26 protein-coding genes are annotated in these 23,581 nt (G+C 66.0%); 8 read left to right on the top strand and 18 right to left on the bottom strand.

Going from position 1 to position 23,581, the window contains the following annotated elements; all coding sequences use genetic code 11:
- Positions 1-7 precede the first annotated feature (7 nt).
- The gene (locus NMP98_RS17945; RefSeq protein WP_367997246.1) at positions 8-967 is read left to right on the top strand and encodes a formyltetrahydrofolate deformylase; all 960 of its coding nucleotides are present in this window, start codon (positions 8-10) and stop codon (positions 965-967) included.
- Between the two features lie 192 nt (positions 968-1,159).
- On the opposite strand, the gene NMP98_RS17940 is transcribed toward NMP98_RS17945, so the two are convergent.
- The 8 genes from NMP98_RS17940 to NMP98_RS17905 form a co-directional block, all read right to left on the bottom strand.
- A complete protein-coding gene (locus NMP98_RS17940; RefSeq protein WP_254859220.1) occupies positions 1,160-1,324 on the bottom strand; it encodes a hypothetical protein in 165 nt (54 codons plus the stop codon).
- Between the two features lie 66 nt (positions 1,325-1,390).
- On the bottom strand, positions 1,391-2,410 hold the full coding sequence (locus tag NMP98_RS17935; RefSeq protein WP_254859219.1) for a phosphoribosylaminoimidazolesuccinocarboxamide synthase: 1,020 nt from the start codon (positions 2,408-2,410) through the stop codon (positions 1,391-1,393).
- An 83-nt stretch (positions 2,411-2,493) separates the two neighbouring features.
- Positions 2,494-3,219, bottom strand: coding sequence for a guanosine phosphorylase (locus NMP98_RS17930; protein ID WP_254859218.1), 726 nt, complete (start codon positions 3,217-3,219; stop codon positions 2,494-2,496).
- Between the two features lie 80 nt (positions 3,220-3,299).
- Complete coding sequence (locus NMP98_RS17925; protein WP_254859217.1) at positions 3,300-3,869, bottom strand: type IV pilin domain-containing protein; 570 nt, start codon at positions 3,867-3,869, stop codon at positions 3,300-3,302.
- A gap of 97 nt (positions 3,870-3,966) precedes the next feature.
- The gene (locus NMP98_RS17920) at positions 3,967-4,611 is read right to left on the bottom strand and encodes an HAD family hydrolase (RefSeq protein ID WP_254859216.1); all 645 of its coding nucleotides are present in this window, start codon (positions 4,609-4,611) and stop codon (positions 3,967-3,969) included.
- Between the two features lie 43 nt (positions 4,612-4,654).
- Positions 4,655-5,200, bottom strand: a complete 546-nt coding sequence (locus NMP98_RS17915) for a hypothetical protein (protein WP_254859215.1) — start codon at positions 5,198-5,200, stop codon at positions 4,655-4,657.
- Entirely contained in the window at positions 5,197-6,039 is an 843-nt protein-coding gene (locus NMP98_RS17910; RefSeq protein WP_411911625.1) for an ATP-dependent ribose-1-phosphate kinase, read from the bottom strand. Before NMP98_RS17910 ends, NMP98_RS17915 begins: the two co-directional genes overlap by 4 nt.
- 54 nt (positions 6,040-6,093) lie before the next feature.
- A complete protein-coding gene (locus tag NMP98_RS17905) occupies positions 6,094-6,915 on the bottom strand; it encodes a DUF63 family protein (RefSeq protein ID WP_254859213.1) in 822 nt (273 codons plus the stop codon).
- A 100-nt stretch (positions 6,916-7,015) separates the two neighbouring features.
- Between NMP98_RS17905 and map the strand changes: the two genes are divergently transcribed.
- On the top strand, positions 7,016-7,909 hold the full coding sequence (gene map / locus NMP98_RS17900; RefSeq protein WP_254859212.1) for a type II methionyl aminopeptidase: 894 nt from the start codon (positions 7,016-7,018) through the stop codon (positions 7,907-7,909).
- Between the two features lie 40 nt (positions 7,910-7,949).
- Here the strand turns inward: map and NMP98_RS17895 are convergent, their stop codons facing one another.
- Entirely contained in the window at positions 7,950-8,147 is a 198-nt protein-coding gene (locus NMP98_RS17895) for a DUF7835 family putative zinc beta-ribbon protein (RefSeq protein WP_254859211.1), read from the bottom strand.
- A gap of 242 nt (positions 8,148-8,389) precedes the next feature.
- On the opposite strand from NMP98_RS17895, the gene NMP98_RS17890 reads away from it, so the two are divergent.
- Entirely contained in the window at positions 8,390-8,929 is a 540-nt protein-coding gene (locus NMP98_RS17890; RefSeq protein ID WP_254859210.1) for an HIT family protein, read from the top strand.
- Positions 8,930-8,999: 70 nt separating this feature from the next.
- Complete coding sequence (locus NMP98_RS17885) at positions 9,000-9,944, top strand: cation diffusion facilitator family transporter (RefSeq protein ID WP_254859209.1); 945 nt, start codon at positions 9,000-9,002, stop codon at positions 9,942-9,944.
- Here NMP98_RS17885 and NMP98_RS17880 read toward each other — a convergent pair.
- Positions 9,926-11,170 carry a tRNA (N(6)-L-threonylcarbamoyladenosine(37)-C(2))-methylthiotransferase gene (locus NMP98_RS17880; protein ID WP_254859208.1) on the bottom strand — a complete coding sequence of 415 codons (1,245 nt, stop codon included), beginning with the start codon at positions 11,168-11,170 and terminating at the stop codon, positions 9,926-9,928. The two genes, NMP98_RS17885 and NMP98_RS17880, sit on opposite strands and share 19 nt — an antisense overlap.
- A 116-nt stretch (positions 11,171-11,286) precedes the next feature.
- Here NMP98_RS17880 and NMP98_RS17875 point away from each other — a divergent pair, with 116 nt between their 5' ends.
- Positions 11,287-12,441, top strand: coding sequence for an outer membrane protein assembly factor BamB family protein (locus NMP98_RS17875; RefSeq protein ID WP_254859207.1), 1,155 nt, complete (start codon positions 11,287-11,289; stop codon positions 12,439-12,441).
- Here the strand turns inward: NMP98_RS17875 and deoC are convergent, their stop codons facing one another.
- A complete protein-coding gene (deoC, locus tag NMP98_RS17870; RefSeq protein WP_254859206.1) occupies positions 12,442-13,086 on the bottom strand; it encodes a deoxyribose-phosphate aldolase in 645 nt (214 codons plus the stop codon).
- Positions 13,087-13,185: 99 nt separating this feature from the next.
- On the opposite strand from deoC, the gene NMP98_RS17865 reads away from it, so the two are divergent.
- Entirely contained in the window at positions 13,186-14,145 is a 960-nt protein-coding gene (locus tag NMP98_RS17865) for a ribose 1,5-bisphosphate isomerase (protein WP_254859205.1), read from the top strand.
- A gap of 29 nt (positions 14,146-14,174) precedes the next feature.
- On the opposite strand, the gene NMP98_RS17860 is transcribed toward NMP98_RS17865, so the two are convergent.
- The gene (locus tag NMP98_RS17860; RefSeq protein WP_254859204.1) at positions 14,175-14,615 is read right to left on the bottom strand and encodes a universal stress protein; all 441 of its coding nucleotides are present in this window, start codon (positions 14,613-14,615) and stop codon (positions 14,175-14,177) included.
- A gap of 46 nt (positions 14,616-14,661) precedes the next feature.
- Positions 14,662-15,552, bottom strand: coding sequence for an isoaspartyl peptidase/L-asparaginase (locus tag NMP98_RS17855; protein ID WP_254859203.1), 891 nt, complete (start codon positions 15,550-15,552; stop codon positions 14,662-14,664).
- Between the two features lie 154 nt (positions 15,553-15,706).
- On the opposite strand from NMP98_RS17855, the gene icd reads away from it, so the two are divergent.
- Complete coding sequence (gene icd / locus NMP98_RS17850; RefSeq protein ID WP_254859202.1) at positions 15,707-16,963, top strand: isocitrate dehydrogenase (NADP(+)); 1,257 nt, start codon at positions 15,707-15,709, stop codon at positions 16,961-16,963.
- A gap of 1 nt (position 16,964) precedes the next feature.
- Here the strand turns inward: icd and NMP98_RS17845 are convergent, their stop codons facing one another.
- Positions 16,965-17,786, bottom strand: coding sequence for a hypothetical protein (locus NMP98_RS17845; protein ID WP_254859201.1), 822 nt, complete (start codon positions 17,784-17,786; stop codon positions 16,965-16,967).
- Positions 17,787-17,788: 2 nt separating this feature from the next.
- Positions 17,789-18,127 carry a cupin domain-containing protein gene (locus NMP98_RS17840; protein WP_254859200.1) on the bottom strand — a complete coding sequence of 113 codons (339 nt, stop codon included), beginning with the start codon at positions 18,125-18,127 and terminating at the stop codon, positions 17,789-17,791.
- Positions 18,128-18,237: 110 nt separating this feature from the next.
- Here NMP98_RS17840 and NMP98_RS17835 point away from each other — a divergent pair, with 110 nt between their 5' ends.
- Complete coding sequence (locus NMP98_RS17835; RefSeq protein WP_254859199.1) at positions 18,238-18,744, top strand: DUF5817 domain-containing protein; 507 nt, start codon at positions 18,238-18,240, stop codon at positions 18,742-18,744.
- A gap of 60 nt (positions 18,745-18,804) precedes the next feature.
- Here the strand turns inward: NMP98_RS17835 and NMP98_RS17830 are convergent, their stop codons facing one another.
- The 3 genes from NMP98_RS17830 to NMP98_RS17820 are packed head-to-tail and all read right to left on the bottom strand — an operon-like array spanning position 18,805 to position 23,492.
- Positions 18,805-19,731, bottom strand: a complete 927-nt coding sequence (locus NMP98_RS17830; protein ID WP_254859198.1) for an ABC transporter permease subunit — start codon at positions 19,729-19,731, stop codon at positions 18,805-18,807.
- Positions 19,721-20,638, bottom strand: a complete 918-nt coding sequence (locus NMP98_RS17825; protein WP_254859197.1) for an ABC transporter ATP-binding protein — start codon at positions 20,636-20,638, stop codon at positions 19,721-19,723. Before NMP98_RS17825 ends, NMP98_RS17830 begins: the two co-directional genes overlap by 11 nt.
- A 7-nt stretch (positions 20,639-20,645) precedes the next feature.
- Positions 20,646-23,492, bottom strand: a complete 2,847-nt coding sequence (locus NMP98_RS17820; protein ID WP_254859196.1) for a S8 family serine peptidase — start codon at positions 23,490-23,492, stop codon at positions 20,646-20,648.
- Positions 23,493-23,581: the final 89 nt, after the last annotated feature.

Raw genomic sequence — 23,581 nt, 5'->3', positions numbered from 1 at the left:
GTCGCTTGTGACCCGCGAGTACACCGAGATTACCGTCGTCGGCGACGACAAGACCGGCCTCATCGCCCGCGTGACGACGCTTCTGTTCGAGCGAGACATCAACATCGAGGACCTCGACCAGGCGGTTCGGGACGGCGTCTTTCGGATGACGATGCACGTCGACACCGCCGAGATGACGACCGAAAAAGAGGAACTCCGCGAGGCGCTTCACGACCTCGGCGACGACCTCGATATGGACATCCAGGTTCGGTTCCCGGCCGACCGTGAGACCCGAACCATTGCGGTGTTGGTCACGAAGGAATCCCACTGTCTGGAGGCGCTGTTCGAGGCGTGGGCCGACGGGAAGTTGGGCGCCGAAATCAGCGTCATCGTCGGCAACCACGACGACCTCGAACCGCTGGCCGAGCACTACGGCGTCGACTTCCACGACATCGGCGACGAGAAGGGCAATCCCGACGAGGCCGAACTACTCGACATCCTGGCAGAGTACGACACCGACCTCATCGTGTTGGCCCGATACATGCGCATCCTCAGTCCCAACGTCGTCTTCCGATACGAGGACCGCATCATCAACATCCACCCCTCGCTTCTCCCGGCGTTCCCCGGCGCCGAGGCCTACCGACAGGCGCGGGAGGAGGGCGTCCGCATCGCCGGCGTCACCGCCCACTACGTGACGACTGACCTAGACCAAGGCCCCATCATCACCCAGCGGGCGTTCAACGTTCCCGCGGGTGCAAGCGTCGATGAAATCGAGCGGCGCGGGCAGCCGCTGGAGGCCGAGGCGCTCTTGGAAGCGGTCCAGTTACACCTCGACAGCGCGATTTCGGTGTATCACGGCCGGACGGAACTCCGCGACGACGTGGACGCCGAGGGCTACCAGTTCGGCCTGCCGAACGCCGTCGACGATTTGCTGGCCGACCGCCCCGTCGACGGACTCGGCAGCGTCGTTTCCCGAGGCGAGGAGTAGGGAGTCGATAGCTTTTTGTGTTTTAGGTCCGCCTAAAACGATAGCGCGAGTCGGTCGAGTGGTCCGACGCTCGCGCAGCGGACGGCACCGGTCACACCGTGGGCATCAACACAACCGGGCCGCGGGCGCCTGCCCGTCGACTCCGCGTCTGTCCCTTTCGACGTCGAAAATCCGCGAACCGCAGCGACAGCGTCAGGCGCCGTGACCGTTGCCGCTTTCGTGTTCTTCGATTTCTTCCGGCGGTTGTCGAATCTTTCCGTACGCCCAGATGAACGCGAAGATGACCACGAGCGTCATGACGACACTCAGGACGACCACCGCCATCGCCGGGTCCGAAATCGTCTGTAGGGGGAACATAGCCGGCGGTTCTGCGTCGGAGAATAAAAACCTCGTGGGTTTTCGGTGCGTGGGGTTCCAGCGACTTCAGAGCGATCGAATCGTCTCGACGGCCTCCGACAGCGACGGCGCGTCGAACAACTCCCGGCCGATGTAGGCGTTCGTACCGGCGGTGTACATGTCCCGAACCGCGTCGACGACGTGGCCCGAAAGCGGTTCGGGGTCGCGTTCACACAGCTCGCGCCAGTCGGCGACGCCCTCGGCTTTCGCCTCCGCCTTGGCCGCGTCGACGGCATCTACCCACTCCGGTTGGGTCCGCTTGTGGTACTGCCGGACGACCTCCTTCGAGAGCTGTTGGCCCTCGAAGGAAAAGCGATTCTCGTCGAACGTTCCGACCACGTCGGCGACGCGAATCTCGCCGTCGTAGTACAGACACTCGATTTTGCCGTCCTCGTGTTTCAGTCCCGCCGCCGCAGCCTGTTCGGTCACGAGGTCGTTGACTTCCCGGGCGACGGTTTCGAGGTCGTCGATGTCCGCTTTGCCCGCGATGTAGTCGGCGTTGTCCCGGGAGAGATAGCGGTCGGACTCCTCGTACTTCGTCGAGAACTCGACGACCGGCTCGGGAAGGTCAACTGGCTCGTCGGGCCAGTCGGCGTAGTCGAGGCCGAACTCCTCGGGGGCGGCACGGCCGCGAAGCGACGACCCCACCGGCACCGTGTTCCGGAAGACGATTTCCAGCGGAATCAGGTAGTTCTCGCCCGCAACCTCGTGGAACGCCGTGTAATCGTACTCCCGCCCTTCGTGGGGGAGCTCCGGCACCTGTGTCAAATCGATGGCCATCTCCCGCGGCGGGGTGACGACATCACCGAGTGGCACTACGTCGGCCCCGTTGACGACGCCACGGTAGTGTGTCGGGATGCCCTCGGATTCGAGTAACTCGAAGTTCGCCGCACCCATCGCACACAGCGACGCCCCCTTGTTCGGAATCGAATCGGGCATCTTCCCCCAGTCGAACACCGAGTAGTCATCGGTGAAGACGAAGGCACCGCGCCCGAGCGAGTCGGCACTCGCGGGCTCCTCGACGCGGAACTCCTTGACGCTGGTCATTACCGGAACCGAATCCGTGAACCCGGAAAGGCGTTTCCATCGCCGCTCCGAGCGCTCGGAGGCTCGACGAAACCCAACCGACGCTACAACTCGGTGACGGCGTCCAGCGCGATGCGGATGGCCCGGCCGACATTGTCCTTTGCCTTCTCGGGCAGTTCCTCGTCGTCGGTTTCGCCCTTCTGGGTACCCTCGACGAGGTTGCCGTCGACGGTACAGATGGCGCCGGCGGCCAGTCCCTTTCGGCGGGCCAGCGTGAACAGCGCGGCGGCCTCCATCTCGACACACAGCAGGCCGGCGTCGTTCCACGCCTCGACGTAGGTTTGGGTTTCGGCGTAGAAGGCGTCGTCGGTGGCGATTGGGCCGACGTGCACGGGCGCCTGTCTCCGCTCGGCCGACTCGACCAGCGTCGACAGCGCCTCGTAGTCGGCGACGGCCGGAACCTCGACGGCCTCGTAGCGCTTCGTCGTTCCCTCGTCTTTGGCGGCGCCGGTGGCGACGACCATGTCGCCGATTTCGATGTCGGACTGGAGCGCGCCGGTGGTGCCGACCCGGATGAACGTCTCGACGCCGACGGCGGCGAGTTCCTCCACCGCAATTGCCGCCGACGGCGACCCGATTCCCGTCGAGCAGATGGTGAGGTCCCGCCCCTCGTAGGTGGCGTTTACGACCTTGTACTCGCGGTTCTCTGCGACGGTCTCGCTGTCGTCACATTGGTCGGCGATGCGGTCGACGCGGCCGGGGTCGCCGGGGACGAGCGCGATGTCGGCGACATCGCCGTCCTCGACGAGGAGATGCGGCTGTTTTGCCATGTGACGAGGTCACCGCCGACGGTCAAAAGTCGGTCGGCATCGGGTCGCTACAGCGGTGTGTCGACTGCCGTATTCGGAGCCTACTCGACGAACCCCTCCGTATCGGGGCCACGCCAGCATTTCAGCAACTCCGAATCGTTTCCATCCGTCTGCCAGACGACACAGACCTCCGCTTTCGAGAGGTCGAAATCCCGGTCACCGACCAGTCCGAACGCGATGCCGCGTTCGAAATCTCCGGTCGTCACGGTGGTCGAATCGCCCGCAGTGACGGAGTCCATTCGGAAAAACGACGCCGATGGTTTCCGTGAGGCATCCGCTTCGCTGCCGAACCGCTCTTCTTTGTATCTAGCGTTTCGAATCCGAAGGTCGAGCCGTTCGCCGACTATCGTATCACCCCGGACGTGAGTCACGGTGAGTTCGTCGCCGGACCGTCTATCACCGGGCTGATACTCGAAGTCGAAGGCCGTCACAGGCGATGACTCCTCGGGTTGCTTCCGGTCGTCGAAGACGAACGCCCCCGTACTGGCGGCGAGAACAAGGACGATACCGACGAGGAGGATTATCCCGATTGCCGGCGCGATTGCCCGATTATCAGAACCGAGACTCTCTGTATTCTCGAATCTCTCCGATGGTCGGAACCACAACCCCATTCCTCACGGATAGTACGCAAAGACCGTATGTAAAACCACAGTCGACGGCTTCGTACCCCGAATACGGGAATATTCTTCCGTCGAGCCAACCGCCGAGTCAGGGCCGCATCATGGTCGACATCTGAGCGAGGTCCGATGGGTCCGACACGCGGTGGTCAGCGAGGCCTTCGGCGTCGGCCGCATCGCCGACGAACACCGTCCGGTAGCCGCGTTCGGCGGCCGGTCGGATGTCGTAGTTCACGTTGTCGCCGACCATGACGTAGTCGTCGGCGGGAACGGCGTCGGTGATGGCGTCGAACGGCGCGTCGTCGGGCTTGAACGCCTCCACGTCGTCGGCACACACCAGCGCGTCGATGTGTGCGTCCAGCCCCTTTTCGGCGAGTTTCCGGCGTTGGACGGGGCCGTAGCCGTTCGTGACGACGCCGACGTGCTCTAAGGACGCGAGGAGGTTTCCGACGCCCTCTGGGACGTGGGTTGCCTCGATTTCGGCGTCGACATAGGTGTCGGCGAACGATTCGGGGTCGATGTCCATGCCGGCATCGCGGGCGGCACGGGCGGCACCGACGTAGGGGCTCTCCTCGAACTCGAGGAACGTCTCGACGTAACTCGGCGCGAGCGTATCGACGGCCTCGGGCGTCGGCTCGACGCCGACCTCAGCGCAGGCGTTCCGGAAGATGCCCGGCACCTCCGGCTCGTAGGTGACGAGCGTCTTGTCGAGGTCGAAGAGGTAGCCGACAGTCATGCAACCGAATAGGTGCTGTCGTAGGTAAACCCCTTTCGCCGGTCTATACCGGCAGGAACCTGTAGACGACAGTTACGAACCCGAACAGACAGACGCCGTAGACGACCGCCGAGACGGCCCACTGCCGGCGAACCGTCTTGGGACGAGTTTCGTAGGCGGCGCCGCCGTACCGGGGGAAGACGGCCCACGAGAAGAACCCGTACAGGAACGCGACGACGACGGCGACGATGGCGAGTTCGGATACCGTCGTCACGTTGGCGACGACGATTTCGGTTCGAATACCGAGGACGGCACGGACCTGCTCGTAGCCGACGAGCAGCGCCTCGAAGCCGACGCCGGCGAGCATCCCCGCCGCGAGGTGGACGGCGTTTGCCGCCGACCACGAAACGCGTTCGGCGGGCCGCTGCCACACCGCTCCGGCGGCAACGTAGGCGGGGACGTAGCCGTACGATTGCAGTCGCATCACGACAGTCATGCCGAGGGTGGCCAGGAGTCCAGTGAGCAACGCGACGGCGAGTCGGATGCTCAACGGCGGCGGAACCTCTCCAGGAACGTGCAGCGGAACCGCCAGCGTCGACGATGGAATCATGCCATCACCGCCTCGATGCGCTCCCAAGAGAGGTCCGGTTTCGGGCCGCGCTCGCTGGCCGCGATGGCGCCGCAGGCGTTTCCGACCGCCAGCGCACGCTCGGGGCCGTCGTCGTCGAGCCAGACGGCGAGAAAGCCGGCCGCGAAGGCGTCGCCAGCGCCCGTCGAGTCGACCGACGGCAGGTCGTATCCGGGGTGTTCGAAGGTGCCGGCGGGACACCGGAGAACGGCACCGTCGATGCCTCGTTTCGTCACCTGCGGAACTCCCTCGGCGTCGATTCGGGCGGCCTCGGTATCGGTGACGAAGAGGAGGTCACTCCGCTCGAGGACGGCCCCGTAGTCGCGGTCGGCGAGCCGTCTTCCCGGGTCGAAACTGACGAAAACGCCGGCAGCGTCGGCGAGTTCGGCCAGCCGTTCGGCCGTATCGGGTCGCTGGCTCGTCAGGTGGAGTGCGTCGGCGCCGTCGAGCAGTTCGGGTGCCGCGTCGTCGGGGGCGAGCGCCTCGTTTGCGCCGTCGGTTCCGAGGACGGCAACCTCCCCCGAATCCTCGACGAGGACGTACTTCGTGGTCGTTTCGCTCCCCTCGACGACCCGAACGCGCGTGTCGACGCCGGCGGCCTCCAACTCGGCGAGCGCTCGCTTCCCGCAGTCGTCGTCGCCGACGCTGCCGAGCAGTCGCGACTCACACGACAGCGCGGCGAAGGCGACGGCGGCGTTGGCCGCGCTACCGCCGCCCGCCGCCGACCGCTCGTGAATGTGTGCCTCCTCGTCGGGGCCGGGAAGCCGGTCGACGTGAAACGTCACGTCCCAGTTTACGTGTCCCACACAGACCACTCGCATGGCCCCGACTCCGTGCCGGTCGGTGATAAATTCCCCAGCGACCGTCGCCCAGGCTCAAACGAGCGCGAACAACACGAGGTTGTGTGCGCCCGGCCCGAGTCCGACGGCGGTGATGAGCGCCAAGAGCAGATATCCCTCGGTCGGGTCCTCGCGGACGTACTCCTCGAACAGCGCGACGATGCCCGCCGCAAGCAGGAGTTTCACGACGACGAATAGCCAGCCGGCACCGATGAGTTCCGCGGTCGGCAGCGCCTCGCCGGCGTGGATGATGATTCGCGACAGCGGCGTCTGTTCGCCGAACCCGAGGCGGTCGTAGCCGACCGCCGTCGAGATGCCGTCGAGAGCGTGGGCGAAGACGACGAGAACGCCGACCGGGCCGGTTGCCTCGACGGTGGCGACGCGTCGAAGACCGGCCCACACCCCGGCCGTGACGACGAGCGTCGCGAGGAGGATAGCCGCGGAGGCGTCGGGGCGGCCACCGGCGGATGTGGCGGCGGCGATGCCGGCGGCAGCGACCGTCGAGGCGAGCAACAGGCCGCCCGCCCCGGCGAGCAGTCCCGGGGCGGTGGTCGTTCCCCAGCCCTCGGCGGGACGGTCGGCGATGGCCGCCCAGACGACCGCCGCGAGAACGCCGACGGAGGCGTAGACGGCGGGCGACCCGAACAGCGGTGCGACGGCCGACGGCACGGCGCCGAACTGAAACAGCGCGTACAGACCGCCGCCGGCAGCCATCCACGGCGTCAGCGCCGTCACCGTCGCCTCGGTGACCGACGGTCGCCGACGATAGAGGAGGCCACCGGCGACGGCGGCGGCGACGAGCAGGCCGACCAGATACGGCAGGGCGGGCAAGGCGAACCCCGATGGGAGTGGCGACACTACCGTATCCAGCGACGCCAGCGCCGGAAAACGTTGCGATTGTGGAAGCGGTCGAGGCCCGAACACAACCCCTTTTATCGAACCCGTCGAACCGGGCGGCATGAGCGTCGACCTCACCGAAGAGTCCTACGAGAAGAACCGAGAGGCCGGCGAGATTCTCGCGCAGGTCCGCGACGAAACTGCCGACCGCGTCGAGGTCGGAGCCAGCCACCTCGAAATAGCCGAGTACGCCGAAGAGCGCATCCGCGAACTCGGCGGCGAACCCGCCTTCCCCGTCAACATCAGCATCGACGAGGAGGCCGCCCACGCGACGCCAAAACCCGACGACGACTCGACGTTCGGCGAGGAGATGGTGAACCTCGACATCGGCGTCCACGTCGATGGCTGGCTCGCCGACACGGCGGTGACGGTCGACCTCTCGGGGAACCCGGAACTCGCCGAGGCACCGGCCGAGGCGCTGGATGCCGCCCTCGAAATCATCGAACCCGGCATCGAGACGGGCGAAATCGGCGCCGAAATCGAGTCAGTCATCGACGGCTACGGCTACAACCCCGTCGTCAACCTCTCGGGTCACGGCCTGGGCCACTGGGAACAGCACACCGACCCGAACATCCCGAACCGCGGCGTCGAACAGGGAATCGAGTTGGAGGTCGGCGACGTAGTCGCCATCGAACCGTTTGCCACCGACGGCGGCGGGAAAGTCACCGAGGGAGCCAAAGAGGAGATTTACGCCCTCGAACGCGAAGCGTCGGTGCGCAACCGACAGGCCCGGGAAGCCCTCGAACAGATAGTCGAGGAGTTCAAAACGCTGCCTTTCGCCCGCCGATGGCTCGACACCTCCCGGGCGGAGATGGCGCTGCGACGACTCCAACAGCAGAACGTGGTCCACGGCTACCCCGTCCTGAAAGAACAGGACGGCTTCCTCGTCAGCCAGAAGGAACACACGATTATCGTCACCGAGGACGGCTGTGAAGTGACGACTCGTTCGCGGTAACGCGGCTTCGAAAACAGCTACCGATTCGGCGGCGCGTCCGTCACGCGTTGTTCATCCGTACCGACATCTCGGTGCCACAGACGCGACACGTCGACACGCGGTAGGGTTCCCGGGAGAACTCGGCGTTCTCCTCTTTGGTGCTCTCGGTGAGGAGTTCGATGCTCACCTCGTGGGATGTCTCGCGGCCACACTCCTCACACTCCTCGGTCATACCGTCGTCGTCGATTCGGGTTGCCATGCGTAGTTCCGGATTGCCGGGATTGAAGCATAAAAACCCCATTCGGTTGGACTCCGTTCGAACCGTTCATCCCGCGATTATTTCCCCACAGCACGTTCGGCGCTCGAAATCGCTCGAAACGGTTTAGAAAACGTTCTGAACACTTCATTCACGCTTCGTATAGTTGAACAGCCAATAGTTTTATATAGTGCCTCATTCCGTCGGATAACAGCGTTAACCACCTACCGGCCCCATCGACCGACATGGACCAGTTGTTCGCGCCGTGGCGAATCGAGTGGGTCGAGCGTGACGAGGGCAACGCCGACATCGACGGCTGTCCGTTCTGCGTGCTCCCGGAGCGAGACGACGCCCGCGAGGCGTTGGTCGTCGCCGAATCCGACCACGCGTTCGTCCTCATGAACAACTACCCGTACAACCCCGGTCACGCGATGGTTATTCCTCGCACACACACGGGGTCGTTCGGCGACCTCGACGACGAGACCCTCCTCGACCACGCCCGCCTGAAACAGCGAACCATCCGCGCAATCGAGGAGGGATTGGGTGCCGACGGCGTCAACGCCGGGTTGAACCTCGGTGACGCGGCAGGTGGCTCCATCGACGACCACCTCCACACGCACGTCGTCCCGCGGTGGCGCGGTGACACCAACTTCATGCCCGTCACCTCGGAAACGAAAGTCATCGTCGAGGCCGTCGAGGACACCTACGAGACGCTCCACGACGCGTTCCGAACGCAGGATGGCGCCGCCGTCTCCGACAGCGGGTCGGTCCACATCGAGTTTTAGTCCCGTCGAACTTCGCGGTTCGACCCAACTAACCCGACCGCTTATGCCTCCGGTTGCGGTATTCCGGGCAATGAGCGACACGGCGGTCGCAGAGGCGGGGTTGGACACCGACGCCGCAAAGCGGGGATTCACCCGTGCCAGCGTCGTCAACGTCCTCGGCAACGCCGTCAAAATCGTCGTCGAGGCCGCCGCCGGACTGACGTTCGGGTCGGTCGCGCTGGTGGCCGACGCCGCCCACTCCGTCGCCGACCTCGTCGCCAGCCTCGTTGTGTTGGTGTGGGGCCGCAGCGTCTACGCCGACCCCGACGAGCGACACCCTCACGGTCACCAGCGGGTCGAACCGCTGGCCGCGCTGTTCGTCGGCAGCGTCATCGTCATCCTCGGGTTGAACCTTCTGTATGAGTCCGCACTCGGCCTCATCGAAGGACCGACCGTCACGTTCAGCCCGTTTTTAATCGGTGCGCTGCTGTTCGCGATGGCCGACATGTACCTCCTCTACTGGTACACCGAGCGCGTCAACGCGAATATTGGCTCCTCGGCGCTTGAGGCACTCGCCATCGACTGTCTCAACGACATTTATACTACCATCGCGGCGCTGGTCGGGGTCGTCGGGGTCTTCTTCGGGTATCCCGTTCTCGACGCCGCCGCCGGTGGCCTCGTCAGCCTGCTCGTCGTGTATCAGGGCGCCGACATCGGTCGCGAGAACGTCACGTATCTCGTCGGCGCCGCCCCCTCGGAAGCCGAGCGCCGACGAATCATCGAGGAACTCCGCTCAGACCCGGCCGTCGAGGGCGTCCACGACCTCGCCGTCTTCTACGACGGCACCGACCTCGAAGTCGAAGCCCACGTCGAGGTCGACGGCGAGTTAACACTCATCGAGGCCCACGACATCGAGACGGAACTCATGGACGGTCTCCGCGAGTTTGACGATGTCGGCGACGTACACCTTCATCTCGACCCCGCAGGTATCGGGGAGTGGAAGGACGCCGAGGAAACTCAGACCGGTTCGCCGTAACAGTAGACGGTCTCGTTTTGGGTAATCTCGACCTCGATGAAGTCGCCGACCTCGATGCCCTTCGTCTCCGCGTCGGTGACGATGACCTGCCGGTAGGCCTCGTCGCGGCACTTCACCGAGTCGCCGGTGCCCTCCTCGACGACCAACGTCTCGTGGGTCTCGCCGACCATCGACTCGTAGACCTCCCGGCAGACATCCATCTTCAGGTCGGTCATCGCCTTCGAGCGCTCCTTCTTCACCGTCCCGCCGAGGCCCTTCATGTCGGCGGCGTCGGTGCCGGGCCGCTTCGAGAAGCGCGTGATGTTGATTTTCTCGGGGCGAACGTCGTCGAGCAGTTCCATCGACTTTTCGTGGTCGTCGTCGTCTTCGGTGGGGAAGCCGACGATGAAGTCCGTCGACAGCGTCCAGTGGTCCAGACGGTCGTCGAAGGCATCGACGACCTCCCGGAACTTCTCGACGCGGTGTTGTCGACGCATATCTTCGAGAACGTCGTCGCTGCCCGACTGAACCGGCGCGTGGATGAAGTTGTACAGTTTCTCGTTCTCGGCGAAGACTTCGGCCAACTCCTCGTGAATACCGTGGATACCGCCGGGGTTGGCCATCCCGAGTCGAACCCGGAACTCCCCCTCGATGTCACAGATGCGGTCCAATAGTTCCGGGAGCTTCCGGTCGCCAGTGTCCCAGCCGTAGACGCCGGTGTCCTGACCGGTGATGCGGATTTCCTTGGCACCGGCGTGGACCAGCGCCCGGGCTTTCTCGACGTTCTCCGAGACGGGCGGGGAGTCGACCCGGCCCGTCGCGAACTTCGTGATACAGTACGAGCAGTTCGACATACAGCCGCGGGCGATGGGGAGGATGCCGACGACGCCGTCCAGAATCGGTTCGGCGTCGGGGGTCGTCGTCGGACACTCGCCGTTTGTCACCGCCGTCGGTACGTCCTCCCAGTGGAGCACCTGTACGTCGAGGTCCTCGAACTCCTCGCCCTGTGCGAGCGCCATACAGCCGGTGACGATGAGGTCCGAAGTCTCGGCTTCGAGTTCCTCAGCCCGCCGGAGCATGTTGCGTTCGGTCTTCTCGACGACGGTACAGGTGTTGAGGATGGCCACGTCCGCCTCCTCGGGGCCGTCGACGCGGTAGTGACCCGCATCGCGGAGCTTGCGCTCGATTTGTCGGCTCTCACCCCGGTTGGACGTACAGCCGTACGTCTCGATGTGATACGTGGCCATCGGCTTGTGCTTCGATTGTATGTGCGCGGCCAAAAGGGCGACGTTTCGTCCGACTCCGACACCCTCGGTGGCACACCACCGAAAAACACTTGCCGAAGGTTCGAAATTCCTGAAACATGCCCTCCAGACGACGCGTTCTCTGCAGTCTCGGGAGCGTCGCCGCGGTCGGACTCGCCGGCTGTACCGACGCCGGTCCCGCGAGCAACGCGACACCCGGTACCGACGCCGACACCGAGTGGCCACAACCCGGCGGCACCGACCGCTTCGACTGCTACCGCGCGGATGCCGTCGCCCCCCGCGAAGAACCCGAACAGCGGTGGGCGGTGGAGACGGTCTGGCCGGCCGGACGACCGGTCGTCGCCGACGGACGAGTGGTGCTTCCGGCCCAGGGTGGCCTCATCGGCTACGACCTCGCTGGTGAGGAGCGCTGGCGGGTCGGGTTCAAAGACGAAGAACTCGCCATCGAGACGGCGCCCATCGTCGTCGACGGGGTCGGCTATGCCGGCGGGATGGATGAACTGGTGGCCTTCGACGTCGACACCGGGGAGACGAACTGGCGGGTCGACATCGGTGCCTCGCCGACGACGGCGCCAGTCGTCGACTACGACCGGGAGCGACTCGCCGTCGGCACCGACGGCGGACTCGTCGGTGTCGACATCGGTGGCGAACGACTGTGGGACCGCGAAACGTTCACCCCGGTCTCGGCGCTCGCCTCGTGGGGCGACCAACTCTGTGCGGGAACGACCGGTGGCGAACTGCTCGTCTACTTCGACCTTCAGGGCCCAAAGGGGATGTGGCGGAGACAGCTGGACGGACGAGTGATTCAGGTCAGCCTGCTCGACGGCGACGGCATCGTCGTCTCGGTGTTCGGCGGCCCGACGAGTCGTCGCGACGGCGAAAGCGCTGGCGCGGCCCGCTGGTCGCACTCGACTGGTTCCCACGGCTTCGTCGCCGCCGGCAACACCTACGCCGTCGGCGGTGGCCTCACAGCGATTCACACCCGAACCGGCGAGGAACGCTGGTCGGTCGACGACCGCCTGCGAGCGCCGCCGGCCGGCGCCGGCGACACCGTCTACTCCGGCGGCGATGGGTTCATCGCCGGATACGCGATGGACGGCGGGACGGGCGTCGACGACTACCGCATCGGCACAAAGCGCTGGCAATACGACGTCGATGGGACCGTCGCCACTGGACTCGCAGTCGCCGACGGAGCGGTGTTCGGTGCCGCCCAAAACGACGAGGGCGAGGCGACGCTGTACGCCCTCGAATAATCAGAACGCGCCGTTCTCGTACCCCTCGACCAACTCGACGCCCGAGGAGGCACCGATGCGCTCGGCGCCGGCCTCCAGCATCGCGACGGCGTCCTCGGAAGAGCCGATGCCCCCGCTTGCTTTCACCGGGAGATACTCGGTCATCACGCGTACGTCCGCGACGGTCGCACCACCATCGGAGAACCCCGTCGCGGTCTTGACGAACGCCGCATCGGCCTCGGCGGCGAGTTCACACGCCGTCCGCAGTTCCGCCTCCTCGAGGAGGGGCGCCTCGACGATGACCTTCACCGGGAGAGGAACGGCGGCGACGACGCAGGCGAGTTCCTCGGCGACCGCCTCGGTGTCGCCGCTTCGGAGACGGCCGACGTTGAGCACCACGTCGATTTCGTCGGCACCGTCCTGCCACGCCCGCTCGGCTTCGAACTCCTTGGTCTCGGGGGCCGCCTGTCCGTGCGGAAACCCACACACCGAGACGAGGGTTACGTCCGGGGCGTACTCGGCGGCCTCGGCGACGTAACACGGCGGGATGCAGGCGTTCATTCCGTGCGTGTCGGCGGCGTCGAGCACCGCTTTCACGTCGTCCCACGTCGTCTCCGGCCCGAGGACGGTGTGGTCGATGCGGGCGGCGAACTCGGCGCGGTTCATACCGAATACCTCGCAACCGAACGGGATAAATCGACCCCTCGCCCCGTCCGAGGGCGATTCGGGCGCGAGTCTTTTGCCGCTGCCGTGGTAACGACGACCATGACCGAACCGCCGTCGCTACATCCGGAGGTCAGCGAGACGGCCGACCGCATCGCCGAGATGGAGGTTCGCGGTGCCGCCACCATCGCCGACGCGGCCGCCGCGGCCCTCGGCAGGCAGGCCGCCGACAGCGACGCCGAGTCGGTGTCGGCGTTCCGGGCGGAACTCCGGGCGGCCGCTCGGGAACTCCACGACACCCGGCCGACCGCAGTCAGCCTCCCGAACGCCCTCCGGTACGTCCTCTCGGGGATGGACGGCGACAGCGTCGAGGAGTTGCGGCGCTCGGTGGAGCGAACCGTCACCCGCTTCCGGTCGGACCTCGACGACGCACAGGACCGTCTGGGCCGTATCGGAGCGGGGCGGCTCTCCGACGGCGACGTGGTGATGACCCACTGCCACTCGACGGACGCGATGGCCTGCATCGAGGCCGCCGTCGAAGCCGGCACGGAACTGGAAGCCATCGTCAAGGAGACGCGCCCCCGCAATCAGGGCCACATCACCGCCCGTCAGCTCCGGGAGTTGGGCGTGCCGGTGACGCTCGTCGTCGACAACGCCGCCCACCGCTTTCTCGACGACGCCGACCACTTACTCGTCGGTGCCGACAGCATCGCCGCCGACGGCAGCGTCGTCAACAAAATCGGCACCGCCGGCCTCGCCGTCTCCGCCCGCGACCGCGGCGTCGAGGTGATGGTCGCCGCCCAATCCATCAAACTCCACCCCAAGACCCTGACCGGCGCGGCGGTCGAAATCGAACAGCGCGACGACTCGGAGGTCATCGACGAGGAAACCCGCGCCGATATCGGCGACATCGAGGTCGCCAATCCCGCCTTCGACGTGACGCCGCCGAGACACGTCGACGCCATCGTCACCGAGCGCGGCCAGTTCCCACCGGAAAGCGTCGTCGTGTTGATGCGGGAGTTGTTCGGCGAGAGCGTCGACGAACCGTGGCAAGAACCATAGGGGGAGCCGACGAGAGCGGACCTCCGAACTCAGTCGGCTTCGGGGTCACGAACGACCGTGACCGGGACCGGCGAGCGGCGGACGACCGCCTCCGCGACGCTCCCGAGAATCAACCGGGAGACCGCACCGCGACCGTGGCTCCCCATCACGACGTGGTCGATTGGGTTGTTTTCGATGTACTCGACGATGACGTGACGAGGGCGGCCGTACTCCCAGTGAGTGTCGATGTCGGCGTCGTGATCGGCAGTGCGCTCCCACACGCCGTCGAACACCTCCTCGGCAATGTCGACTGCTCGTCCCTGCCAAGTGTCGGCCGAGGGGTCCTCCGTTCCCGCCGCGGTGTGGTCGGGAAACGGCTCGACGACGTGCAACACGGTTATCGAGGCGTCGGGGAACTCCCGGAGCACAAACGAGAGAGCAGCATCCGCCGGGTCCCCACCGTCGTACGGAACGAGTATCTGACGCGGCATACTGTGCAGTCGGCGCTTTCACGCATATAATTTTGCGAGGGTGCCCTCAGACCGACCCCGAAACGGCAGTCTGCATCGCCTCGCTGTTGTACGCCTGCCCACAGTCGCCGTCGGGGGAGAGAACGATGAGCCCCGCCGACCCCTCGGCGAGGTCGCCGAACTCCGCGAGGGCGGCGTCGGCGGCCGCCTGAGCGTCGAGGCCGTCTTCGAGGAACTGACTGGCGCGACGGGAGAGGTTCAGGCGAGCGATGTCCTCGCCGGCACCCGTCGCGGAGACCCCGCCGACCTCGGTGCAGTAGAAGCCGCTGCCGACCTGCGGCACGTCACCGACCCGGCCGGCCAAAGCCAGCCAGCGGCCGCCCGTCGAGGTGGCGGCGGCGACCGTCTCGCCATCGGTCGCCACCGCGCCGACCGTGTCGTGGTCGGCGGGCGTTTCGCCCCGTCCCTCCGGGTCGCCGCCGAACCGTTCGGATACCCACTCGGCGTGTTCCCCGGCGTCGCCGGCGGGGCGCTCATCGAGGTCCTCCCACTGCTCGCGGGTCCGCTCCGACCAGAGGTCGACCTCGGTCTCGACGCCGAAGGCCTCGGCGAGGTCGACGGCGTGGACGCCCGAGACGAGGACGTGTGGCGTCCCCTCTTTGACGAGGCGGGCGACCTCGATTGCGGCTTCGACGCCGGGCATTCCGCAGGCCGCCCCCGCCTCGCGGTCGTCGGTCATCAGGCCGGCGTCGGTGCGAATGTAGCCGTCGGACTGGACCGCCGACCCGACGCCGGCGTTGAACCGTGGGTCGCCTTCGAGAACGCGAACCGCGGCGACGACCGCATCGGTCGGGTCGTCGGTCTCCCCGCCGGTTTCGGCGGCGGCGTCGAGGACTTCCTGTCGCGGTGTCGGCTCGTCGGCCGGACTGCCGGCCCCGCCGTGGACGATGACGCGCATACGCCAGTTCCGGCCGCCGCCGTGTTACGGTTTGCGGCTTGTTGGGACGAAAGCCGAACGCTCGGAAACCGCACGGGAGTTCTCCCCGGTCGTTCATGCAAAATTCGCCGCGAGAGCGGTACGCCTTTCAGGGGGCCGGTAGAAGCACAAGCATATGGGATACGACAAAGTCGAGGTGCCCAAGCAGGGCGAGCAAATCGAGGTAACGGGTGACGACGAACTCGTCGTACCGGACGACCCCATCATCCCCATCATCCACGGCGACGGTATCGGCGTCGACGTCGGCCCGGCGGCACAGGACGTGCTGCAGGCCGCCGCCAACGCGACCGGCCGGGAAATCAACTGGATGCGCGTCTACGCCGGCGAGTCCGCACGGGAGAAGTACGACGAGAACCTCCCCGACGACACCATCGAGGCGCTCAAGGAGTTCAAGGTCTCCATCAAGGGTCCGCTGACGACGCCCGTCGGTGCCGGCTTCCGCAGCCTCAACGTCGCCCTCCGGAAGAAACTCGACCTCTACACCAACATCCGTCCGACGTACCACCTCGACGGTGTCCCATCACCGGTCAAGCGACCCGAGCAGATGGACATGGTATCGTTCCGGGAGAACACCGAAGACGTCTACGCCGGCATCGAGTGGGAGTCCGGCACCGACGAGGTCCAGCAGGTCAAGGAGTTCGTCGAAGACGAGATGGGCTTCGATTCGACCATCCACGACGGCCCGGTCGGCATCGGCATCAAGCCCATCACCGAGTTCGGGACGAAACGGCTCGTCCGGAAGGCCATCGACTACGCCCTCGAGAACGACCGCGATTCGGTCACGCTCGTCCACAAGGGCAACATCATGAAGTTCACCGAGGGTGCCTTCCGCGATTGGGGCTACGAAGTCGCCGAAGAGGAGTACGGCGAGAAGGTCATCACCGAGGACACCCTCTGGGAGGAGCGCGACGGCGAACCGCCGGAGGACGCCGTCGTCGTCAACGACCGCATCGCCGACAACATGCTCCAACAGATTCTCACCCGCACCGACCAGTACGACGTACTGGCGCTGCCGAACCTCAACGGCGACTACCTCTCGGACGCCTGTGGCGCCCAAATCGGCGGACTCGGCATCGCCCCCGGCGCCAACGTCGGCGACGGCCGCGTGCTGGCCGAACCCGTCCACGGCTCGGCACCGAAGTACGCCGGCCAGGACAAGGTCAACCCCACGGCGATGATTCTCTCCGGCCGCATCATGCTGGAGTTCATGGGTTGGGACGACGCCGCCGACCTCGTTCGTGACGCCGTCGAGCAGACCATCGTCGACCGGAAGGTCACCTACGACATCGAGCGCCAAATCGAGGGCGGCGAGAAACTCGCCACCAGCGAGTACGCAAACGCCGTCATCGACAACCTCGAAGACCTCGCGTAACTCACTCTGCCTCTTCTTTCGCCGTCTCGACCCACGCTGGGGGAGCCGGCGGTTCGTCCAGTCGCTCGTAATCGACGGTCGCCTCGATGTCGACCGGCTGGCCCGAAATCGACGCCGCAACCGAGAGGTCGTAGCCGTCGACGTACAACGGATTGGACCGCACCGTCGCCTCGAAGCGCCCGCTATACAGCGTCGTGATGACTCGAATCCGTGCGGGTGTTACGTCCCACCCGGCACGGAGGTCGGTTCCGACCGCGGACGCGCCGTCAGTCGTCTCCGAGATGGCCACCGACGCGAACGAGCCGAACAGTCTGCGGATGCGAAAGCGGTCGGTCGTGCCGTCGGTCGGGGAGTCGAAGGCTCGACTCTCCGAGACGAAGTACTCCGGATTGCGCCGCCCATAGCGGTTGTGTGTCGTTCCGTCGTCCCACGTCTCGAAGTACGGTTCGGCGGGTTGGGTCGGATACCGCTCGGTGTCCTCGGTGTCGAAGACGAAATGATAGGACTCGGCGTCGGCGTCCGACCGAACGCTGACCCGGAGCGTCCGAATTGGTGTGCCGTCCTCGGTGACGGCCACCTCACGGGTGAAGCCGTGTGGCCCCGCGAGCAGGCTGTCACGGTGGCCGCGAGCCAGTTCGGGGGCGTCCTCGACGCCGAGCGTCGAGAGGTCCGGCGGCGGGGCACGTTGCGGTGTCGGGCGGTCGGTCGGCACCGGGACGGCCGTCGGCGTTCCCACGGATTCGGCGTTCGAGTTGCTGGTGTTACAGCCCGCGAAAAGCGGTGCCGAAACCACCGCGAGGAACCGACGCCGGCCGACCGGCATCGTCACTCCTTCCAGTCGGGGGTCGCCCGCGGCGGCGCGAAGATGTCGACGCCGCGAACAGTCACGTCGCCGCGGTTTTCGGCGGCGTGGGGTTCCTCGCCGGAAATAGTGAACGAGTCCCCGGGACCGACGACCGTCTCGCCGTCCGGGCCGACGAACGTCAACTCGCCCTCGTAGACGAAGCCGGTCTGTTCGTGGTGGTGGCTGTGTTCGGGGACGGTCGCCCCCGACTCGATTTCGAACGCCTGAATGCTCGTCTCCTCGCCCATCGCCAGTTGTGTGAGGTGGACGGCCTCGACCGCCTCCACAGAATCCCGCTCGGAGAGTCCGACGCGTTGCATACGCTCTATTGAGCGCTGGGCGTTGATACGTTTCCGGGTGACCCAGCAGGTGGTCGTCCGAAGGGTGGCGATGCATCGAACTTTTAGCCCGAGGCGCCGGACGGGAACGTATGTACTCCGTCGTCGGGTGCAAGGAGTGTCTGGCACTGTGGGTCGTCGAGGGGCACCCCGAGACGACGCAGTGTCCCCGCTGTCGAAAACGCCACCAGTTCGAGAAACTGAAGCAGTTCGCCGAGACCGAGACCTCCGAGGCCGCCGCCCGCGTCCGGAGTTCGATGCTCGCCGACCGCGCCGACGACGGCGAATTTCTCGACCCCGAGGAAATCGACATCGACGGCGTCGGCGTCGATGACGAGGAGTATCTCACCGCCTCGGGACTGGACGCCGAGGAGGTGGCGGCGGCCGGCGACCGCGCCGAAGGTGGCACGGAGCGCTCTCGGAGTCGTAAACAGGTCGTCCTCGACGCACTCTCAGAGCTAGAGGAGCCGACCACCGAAGCAGTCGTCGAGTACGCCACCGCCGAGGGCGTCCCCGAGTCCTACGTCGAGACGGCGCTAACGAAGCTCCGGCAGAGCGGCGATATTATCGAATCCAACGGCGTCTATCGCCGAGTGTAATCGATACCGTCGAACGGGTGGCGGCCGGGTCAGAGAGACGATGGGTGTCGAGTCGCCCGCTCAGAGGTCGGTCCGCTGGAACCCGACGAGAGCAACGAGGAACGAAACAGCGGCAACACCGACCAGAACGGAAACGGAGACCATCGGGTCCACGTGGCCAGCCAGTTCGAGCGACTCCGGTAACGCCTCCTGATTTTCACCCGATGGCAGGTCGTAGACGCCGCTGAAGATGCTGAGTGCCTGCTGTGCCTCCACCGGAAGGTCACCGCCGATTGCCTCGTGTATCACGACGAAGGCATTCCCGAAATGATAGGACATATCGGCGAGATACAGCGCGTTGTCCTCGTAGAACTCCGGGCCGAAGAGGCGGGCGACCGAGAGTGCGAAGTACAGCGCCGGGACGACCAAGAGACCGAGTGCCGTCTGGAGGCGGTTCTTGGTGAACACCGACAGCGCGAGACTGAGGGAGGCGACGAACCCTCCCACGAACAGCGCGTAGGCGACGGTACCGGAAAGCGCATCGAAGACGCCGACTTCCAGCGCCGCCGCACTCACGTCGGAGAACCAAAACAGCGCCACCGCACCGACGAGGGCGTTGGCGACGCCGACCAAGCCGACGAACAGCGTGATTCCGACGAAGGTGCCGAGCAACACCTCCCAGCGACGGACCTGCTTGCTGAGGACGATACGCAGCGTCCCCCGTTCGGCCTCACGAGCGAGGGTGTTCGCCCCCGCAACCGCCCCGAACAGCAGCAGGCCGATACCCAGCGCCCAGAGATGCGACATCGCGAGGAAGGCACCGAACATGTAGACCCCCTGCTCGGCGACCGGAAGGTCGCCGCCACCGTCGGGGATGATATTTTGTCCGAACGCGAGGGCGAGAAACCCGAGAACGCCGATGTACACCACGGCGTACGCTGCCAGCACCCGAGGGTCCGAGAGGTCCCCGAGGGTCTTGCCAAGAATCGTGATGGACTTACGCGTCATCTTCACCCGCTCCGTTGACGATGTCGAGGAACGTCTCTTCGAGACCACCCTCCTGTTGGAGCGACCGGAGACCGAGGCCCGCCTCGTAGAGCAGTTCTGGCAGCGCGACGGTGAACGCCTGGGGGTCCGTCGCGACGACGGTCAAACGGCCGTCGTCTCGGTGCCGGACCTGCTCGACGGTCGAGTGGCCCTCCAGCAGTTCCCCGAGTTGGCGGTTGTCCGAGGCGTCGACGACGTACGTCTCGGCCGCCACGTCGGAGAGCACCTCGTCGATGGGCCCCGACGCGGCGATGGAACCCCCCTGTAGAATCGTCACGGTGTCGATGAACTGCTCGAGTTCCGCGAGGACGTGGCTGCTGACAAACACCGTCGTTCCGTCGTCGGTCAACCCTTGTAGAGCATCGATGATTGACGCCCGACCCTCGGGGTCGAGCGTGGCCGTCGGTTCGTCGAGAACGAGTAACTCCGGGGATTCGAGCATCGCTTGCGCCATCCCGAGTTTGCGGCGCATGCCGCCGCTGTATCCCCCGATGGCCTGGTCGGCGGCGTCGGCGAGGTCGAGCCACGACAGTAGTTCCTCGGCGCGTTCACCCGGCGTCGACACCCCCGCCAGTTTTCCCATGTAGACGAGGTAGGCCCGTCCGGACATCGACTCGTAGAACTCAGGCTCTTGGGGCGCATAGCCTATTTTTTCGGTTGCTGCGGCCGACCCTGCGGGTTCGCCGTCGATGTAGGCCTCCCCTTCCGTCGGCGAGACGAGGCCGACGAGCATCTGCATCGTTGTCGACTTCCCGGCCCCGTTGTGACCGACGAAGCCGTGAAGACTGCCGGCCTCGACAGTGAGGTCGATACCGTCGACTGCGGTCACGTCGCCGTAGCGTTTCGTCAGGTCAGTAGTGTCTATCATCGCCATGTTATCGCCTCCTGAGTCGTCGGATACCGTACGGAACGAACAACAACGCGACGGACACCCCCGTCGCAGCATAGAGGGCGACCCCGAGTGCGGAATCGCCAGTACCGCCCGGGCCGGTCGGGGCGCTGCCGCTCCCGTTTCCTGTGGTAACTCGGTTGGTCGTGACGTTCCGGAAGGTGTTGTCGCCGACCGACCCTTCCGGGACGCCGCCAACGATACGGAGTCCTTCGGCCGAGTCACTGATTTCGTTGCCAGCGATGGGGCCGAACTCGACGGCCAGCGCTTCGAGAGCCTCCAGCGGGACCTCGATGTGAATCCCCGTTTCGGCACCGGAGATGCGGTTCCCGGCGATATCCGTCGCCGACCCCTCGATTCGGATGCCTGTGTTGGCACCCTGAATGACGTTGTCACGGACGGTCGAACGCTGTGGGTCACTGACCCGGATGCCGTCGCGTTGGGCGGCGACGCGATTGCGTTCGACCAACAGCGCAGGACCACCCCAGGTAACGAGGCCGTCGGTGCCGCCCAGCAGTCGGTTGTCCGCGACGGTGACACCGGAGGGAGCGACCGTCTCCCGACCGGTCGCCTGCGTACCGACCTGAACGGTCGTCTCGGCACCGTCGCCGTCTATCTCCAGCCCCCGTATCTCGACATCGTTCGCGGTGATGAGAACGCCGTTTTCGGCGTCACTCGAGGCAACGAGCGTCGGATTCGCCCCCTCGGCAGCGACGAGTGAAATCGGCCGGTCGAGGACGAGCGACGCAGGGCCGGCCTCGGAGGCCTCGTAGGTCCCGTCTTCGAGAACGATGGTCGTTCCGGGCGCAAGAACGTCGACCGGCTCTTGAATGTCCACCGGAACATCGGGGCCGATACGGACCGGGTCGGTGTGGATGTAAAATCGCCCGATGCGGCCCGAGAGCGACTCGCTTTCACCCTCCAGTCGTACCATTGGTTCGACGGAACCCGGCGGCGTTCCTTCTTCAGTGTCGATTTCTATCGTGAGTCGGCGGGGCGTCTCCGAGGGCTCAAGGTCGACCGTCTCGCCGAAACTCACCGCCTCCCCGTCGATACGGAGCGTGAGAGCGTCCCGTTGAACCAACCCCTGTGTGTTGACCTCGACGGTTACCGACTCCGCGGACCCGACTTCGAGGGTCGTCACCGCCGGTTGTCCGGGGTCGACCCGATCACCAAGCGGTTGGAGCGTTCTGGCACCGGGGGCCCCGGACGTGAGTTCGAATGACTGTTGGTCGGTCGTCGCCGGGTCAAGCGTCTCGACGGTTGGGTCGAAGCCGACACCGAGAGCGACGACCGGCTGTTCACCCGGCGGGAGTTCCAGCGTGTACCGGCCGTCGGCGTCCGTTCGGGTCCGGGGGCCCGCTTCGGACCCGACGAGGGCGCCCTCGAGTGGTTCGCCGTCAGCCGTCGTGACGACCCCCGAGACAGTCTCGCTCGCCCGGAGCCGCGAGACGGTTGCGACAGCGTTGACGGCCCCGGAGCCGTGGCGGTCGTCACGACCAGGGTCGACCGAAAACGGCTCACGCGCGTCGGGGTGTATCGACGTCTGGACGAGTGCGGATTCGATTTCAGCCATCTCGGCATCGGTCGCCGACGCCGCAAGCGCCGCCACGCCAGCGACGTGTGGCGTCGCGTAACTCGACCCCTCGCCGGTCCCGTATCCGCCGCCTGGCTGGGAGACGGTGACGCCGACACCGGGCGCGGTTACCTCCGGCACCGTGTAGTTGTCTCCCCACTGAGACGGCGCGTTCTCTCCCCAATACCGCTGTGTGTCGACTGCCTCGCCGCCCGACCACTCGGGAACCGAGCCGTCAGAGTCGACGGAGCCGACGCCGACAGCCGTCGGGAGGTTCCCCGGCCCGACGCTCGTGTATCGACCGGCATTGCCGATCGAGCCGACGACAACGACCCCGGCGCCGCGGGCGTTCTCGACCGGTTCGAGGAAGGCGTCGGCGTATCTGACCGGACCGAGGCTCAGAGACACTACATCCACGTCGTTTTCGATGGCCCACTCCATGCCGGCGGTGACCGATGCAAAGGAGAACCCTCTCTCCCCGACAACCTTGCCGTGATACAGCGCGGTCTCGGGAGCGACGCCGTAGGCGACTCCCTCATCAGTCTGTCCGCCCGCGACGATGCCGCTGAGACGTGTTCCGTGGCCCTTCGGGTCGTATGGCTCGCTCTCGACGCGTTCGCCGGTCCGTGGGTGGAACTCCGCCCACCCGCCGCGAGACAGCGAGTCGGCGATACCTGCGTGACCCTCGGGGTCAACCCCAGTATCGAGAATCGCGACGGCGCTGCCCTCGCCACGGGTGTCGTGGAACTGCCAGGCCGTCTGTGCGCTTATTTGGTCGATTCCGGGAGCGACGGGCGGTCCCTCGTCCGATTGTCTCGGCCGTGGAACGTGGTCGTTCGAGGCTCCCGTCGTCTCGCCGCCCGTCGCCTGAAGATTCCCGCCGTAGTTCTCGTGAATTCGGCTGACGCCCTCGACCTCGGCCAGCGTCTCCAGTGGCGTTGTCTCCGTATCGACCGAGACGAGCATGGCGTTCGTCAGCCAAAACGACCGTTCGACGTCGACCCCCGGCGTGTCGGCCGCGAACGCCCGAAAGGGCGACTGACTGCGTTCGGCGTGGCGTTGCAATCGCTCAACACGGTCTGTCGACGAAACGCCCGCGGTATCGGCCGCCGGGAACCGAACGACCGCTTGAACCGTCCCCGTGCGGTCACGTAACGACTCGTCGATATCTGCCGTGGCCGTCGGTTCGGCGCTCGAAGCGGTCCCGGCGGCCGCCCCCGTCGACGCCGCGACACCGGCTGTGAGAACCGAAACCACGAGCAGCACCGCGAGTGTAGCGATTCCAACCCCCCGAGCTCGCTGTCGATTCCTGAGCAAGGATGGGTGTATCCCGTTTTCGAACTCCT

This window comes from Natronomonas gomsonensis (genome assembly GCF_024300825.1).
GTDB classification, from domain to species: Archaea; Halobacteriota; Halobacteria; order Halobacteriales; family Haloarculaceae; genus Natronomonas; species Natronomonas gomsonensis.
The sequence above is the reverse complement of the archived record's forward strand: the minus strand, read 5'-3'. Positions and strand labels throughout refer to the sequence as shown.

Coding starts and splice junctions, on each gene's coding strand:
- NMP98_RS17940 (WP_254859220.1), bottom strand. CDS start 1,324: ATGTTCCCCCTACAGACGATTTCGGACCCGGCGATGGCGGTGGTCGTC.
- NMP98_RS17935 (WP_254859219.1), bottom strand. CDS start 2,410: ATGACCAGCGTCAAGGAGTTCCGCGTCGAGGAGCCCGCGAGTGCCGAC.
- NMP98_RS17930 (WP_254859218.1), bottom strand. CDS start 3,219: ATGGCAAAACAGCCGCATCTCCTCGTCGAGGACGGCGATGTCGCCGAC.
- NMP98_RS17925 (WP_254859217.1), bottom strand. CDS start 3,869: ATGGGGTTGTGGTTCCGACCATCGGAGAGATTCGAGAATACAGAGAGT.
- NMP98_RS17920 (WP_254859216.1), bottom strand. CDS start 4,611: ATGACTGTCGGCTACCTCTTCGACCTCGACAAGACGCTCGTCACCTAC.
- NMP98_RS17915 (WP_254859215.1), bottom strand. CDS start 5,200: ATGATTCCATCGTCGACGCTGGCGGTTCCGCTGCACGTTCCTGGAGAG.
- NMP98_RS17910 (WP_411911625.1), bottom strand. CDS start 6,039: ATGCGAGTGGTCTGTGTGGGACACGTAAACTGGGACGTGACGTTTCAC.
- map (WP_254859212.1), top strand. CDS start 7,016: ATGAGCGTCGACCTCACCGAAGAGTCCTACGAGAAGAACCGAGAGGCC.
- NMP98_RS17895 (WP_254859211.1), bottom strand. CDS start 8,147: ATGGCAACCCGAATCGACGACGACGGTATGACCGAGGAGTGTGAGGAG.
- NMP98_RS17890 (WP_254859210.1), top strand. CDS start 8,390: ATGGACCAGTTGTTCGCGCCGTGGCGAATCGAGTGGGTCGAGCGTGAC.
- NMP98_RS17885 (WP_254859209.1), top strand. CDS start 9,000: ATGAGCGACACGGCGGTCGCAGAGGCGGGGTTGGACACCGACGCCGCA.
- NMP98_RS17880 (WP_254859208.1), bottom strand. CDS start 11,170: ATGGCCACGTATCACATCGAGACGTACGGCTGTACGTCCAACCGGGGT.
- NMP98_RS17875 (WP_254859207.1), top strand. CDS start 11,287: ATGCCCTCCAGACGACGCGTTCTCTGCAGTCTCGGGAGCGTCGCCGCG.
- deoC (WP_254859206.1), bottom strand. CDS start 13,086: ATGAACCGCGCCGAGTTCGCCGCCCGCATCGACCACACCGTCCTCGGG.
- NMP98_RS17865 (WP_254859205.1), top strand. CDS start 13,186: ATGACCGAACCGCCGTCGCTACATCCGGAGGTCAGCGAGACGGCCGAC.
- NMP98_RS17860 (WP_254859204.1), bottom strand. CDS start 14,615: ATGCCGCGTCAGATACTCGTTCCGTACGACGGTGGGGACCCGGCGGAT.
- NMP98_RS17855 (WP_254859203.1), bottom strand. CDS start 15,552: ATGCGCGTCATCGTCCACGGCGGGGCCGGCAGTCCGGCCGACGAGCCG.
- icd (WP_254859202.1), top strand. CDS start 15,707: ATGGGATACGACAAAGTCGAGGTGCCCAAGCAGGGCGAGCAAATCGAG.
- NMP98_RS17845 (WP_254859201.1), bottom strand. CDS start 17,786: ATGCCGGTCGGCCGGCGTCGGTTCCTCGCGGTGGTTTCGGCACCGCTT.
- NMP98_RS17840 (WP_254859200.1), bottom strand. CDS start 18,127: ATGCAACGCGTCGGACTCTCCGAGCGGGATTCTGTGGAGGCGGTCGAG.
- NMP98_RS17835 (WP_254859199.1), top strand. CDS start 18,238: ATGTACTCCGTCGTCGGGTGCAAGGAGTGTCTGGCACTGTGGGTCGTC.
- NMP98_RS17830 (WP_254859198.1), bottom strand. CDS start 19,731: ATGACGCGTAAGTCCATCACGATTCTTGGCAAGACCCTCGGGGACCTC.
- NMP98_RS17825 (WP_254859197.1), bottom strand. CDS start 20,638: ATGATAGACACTACTGACCTGACGAAACGCTACGGCGACGTGACCGCA.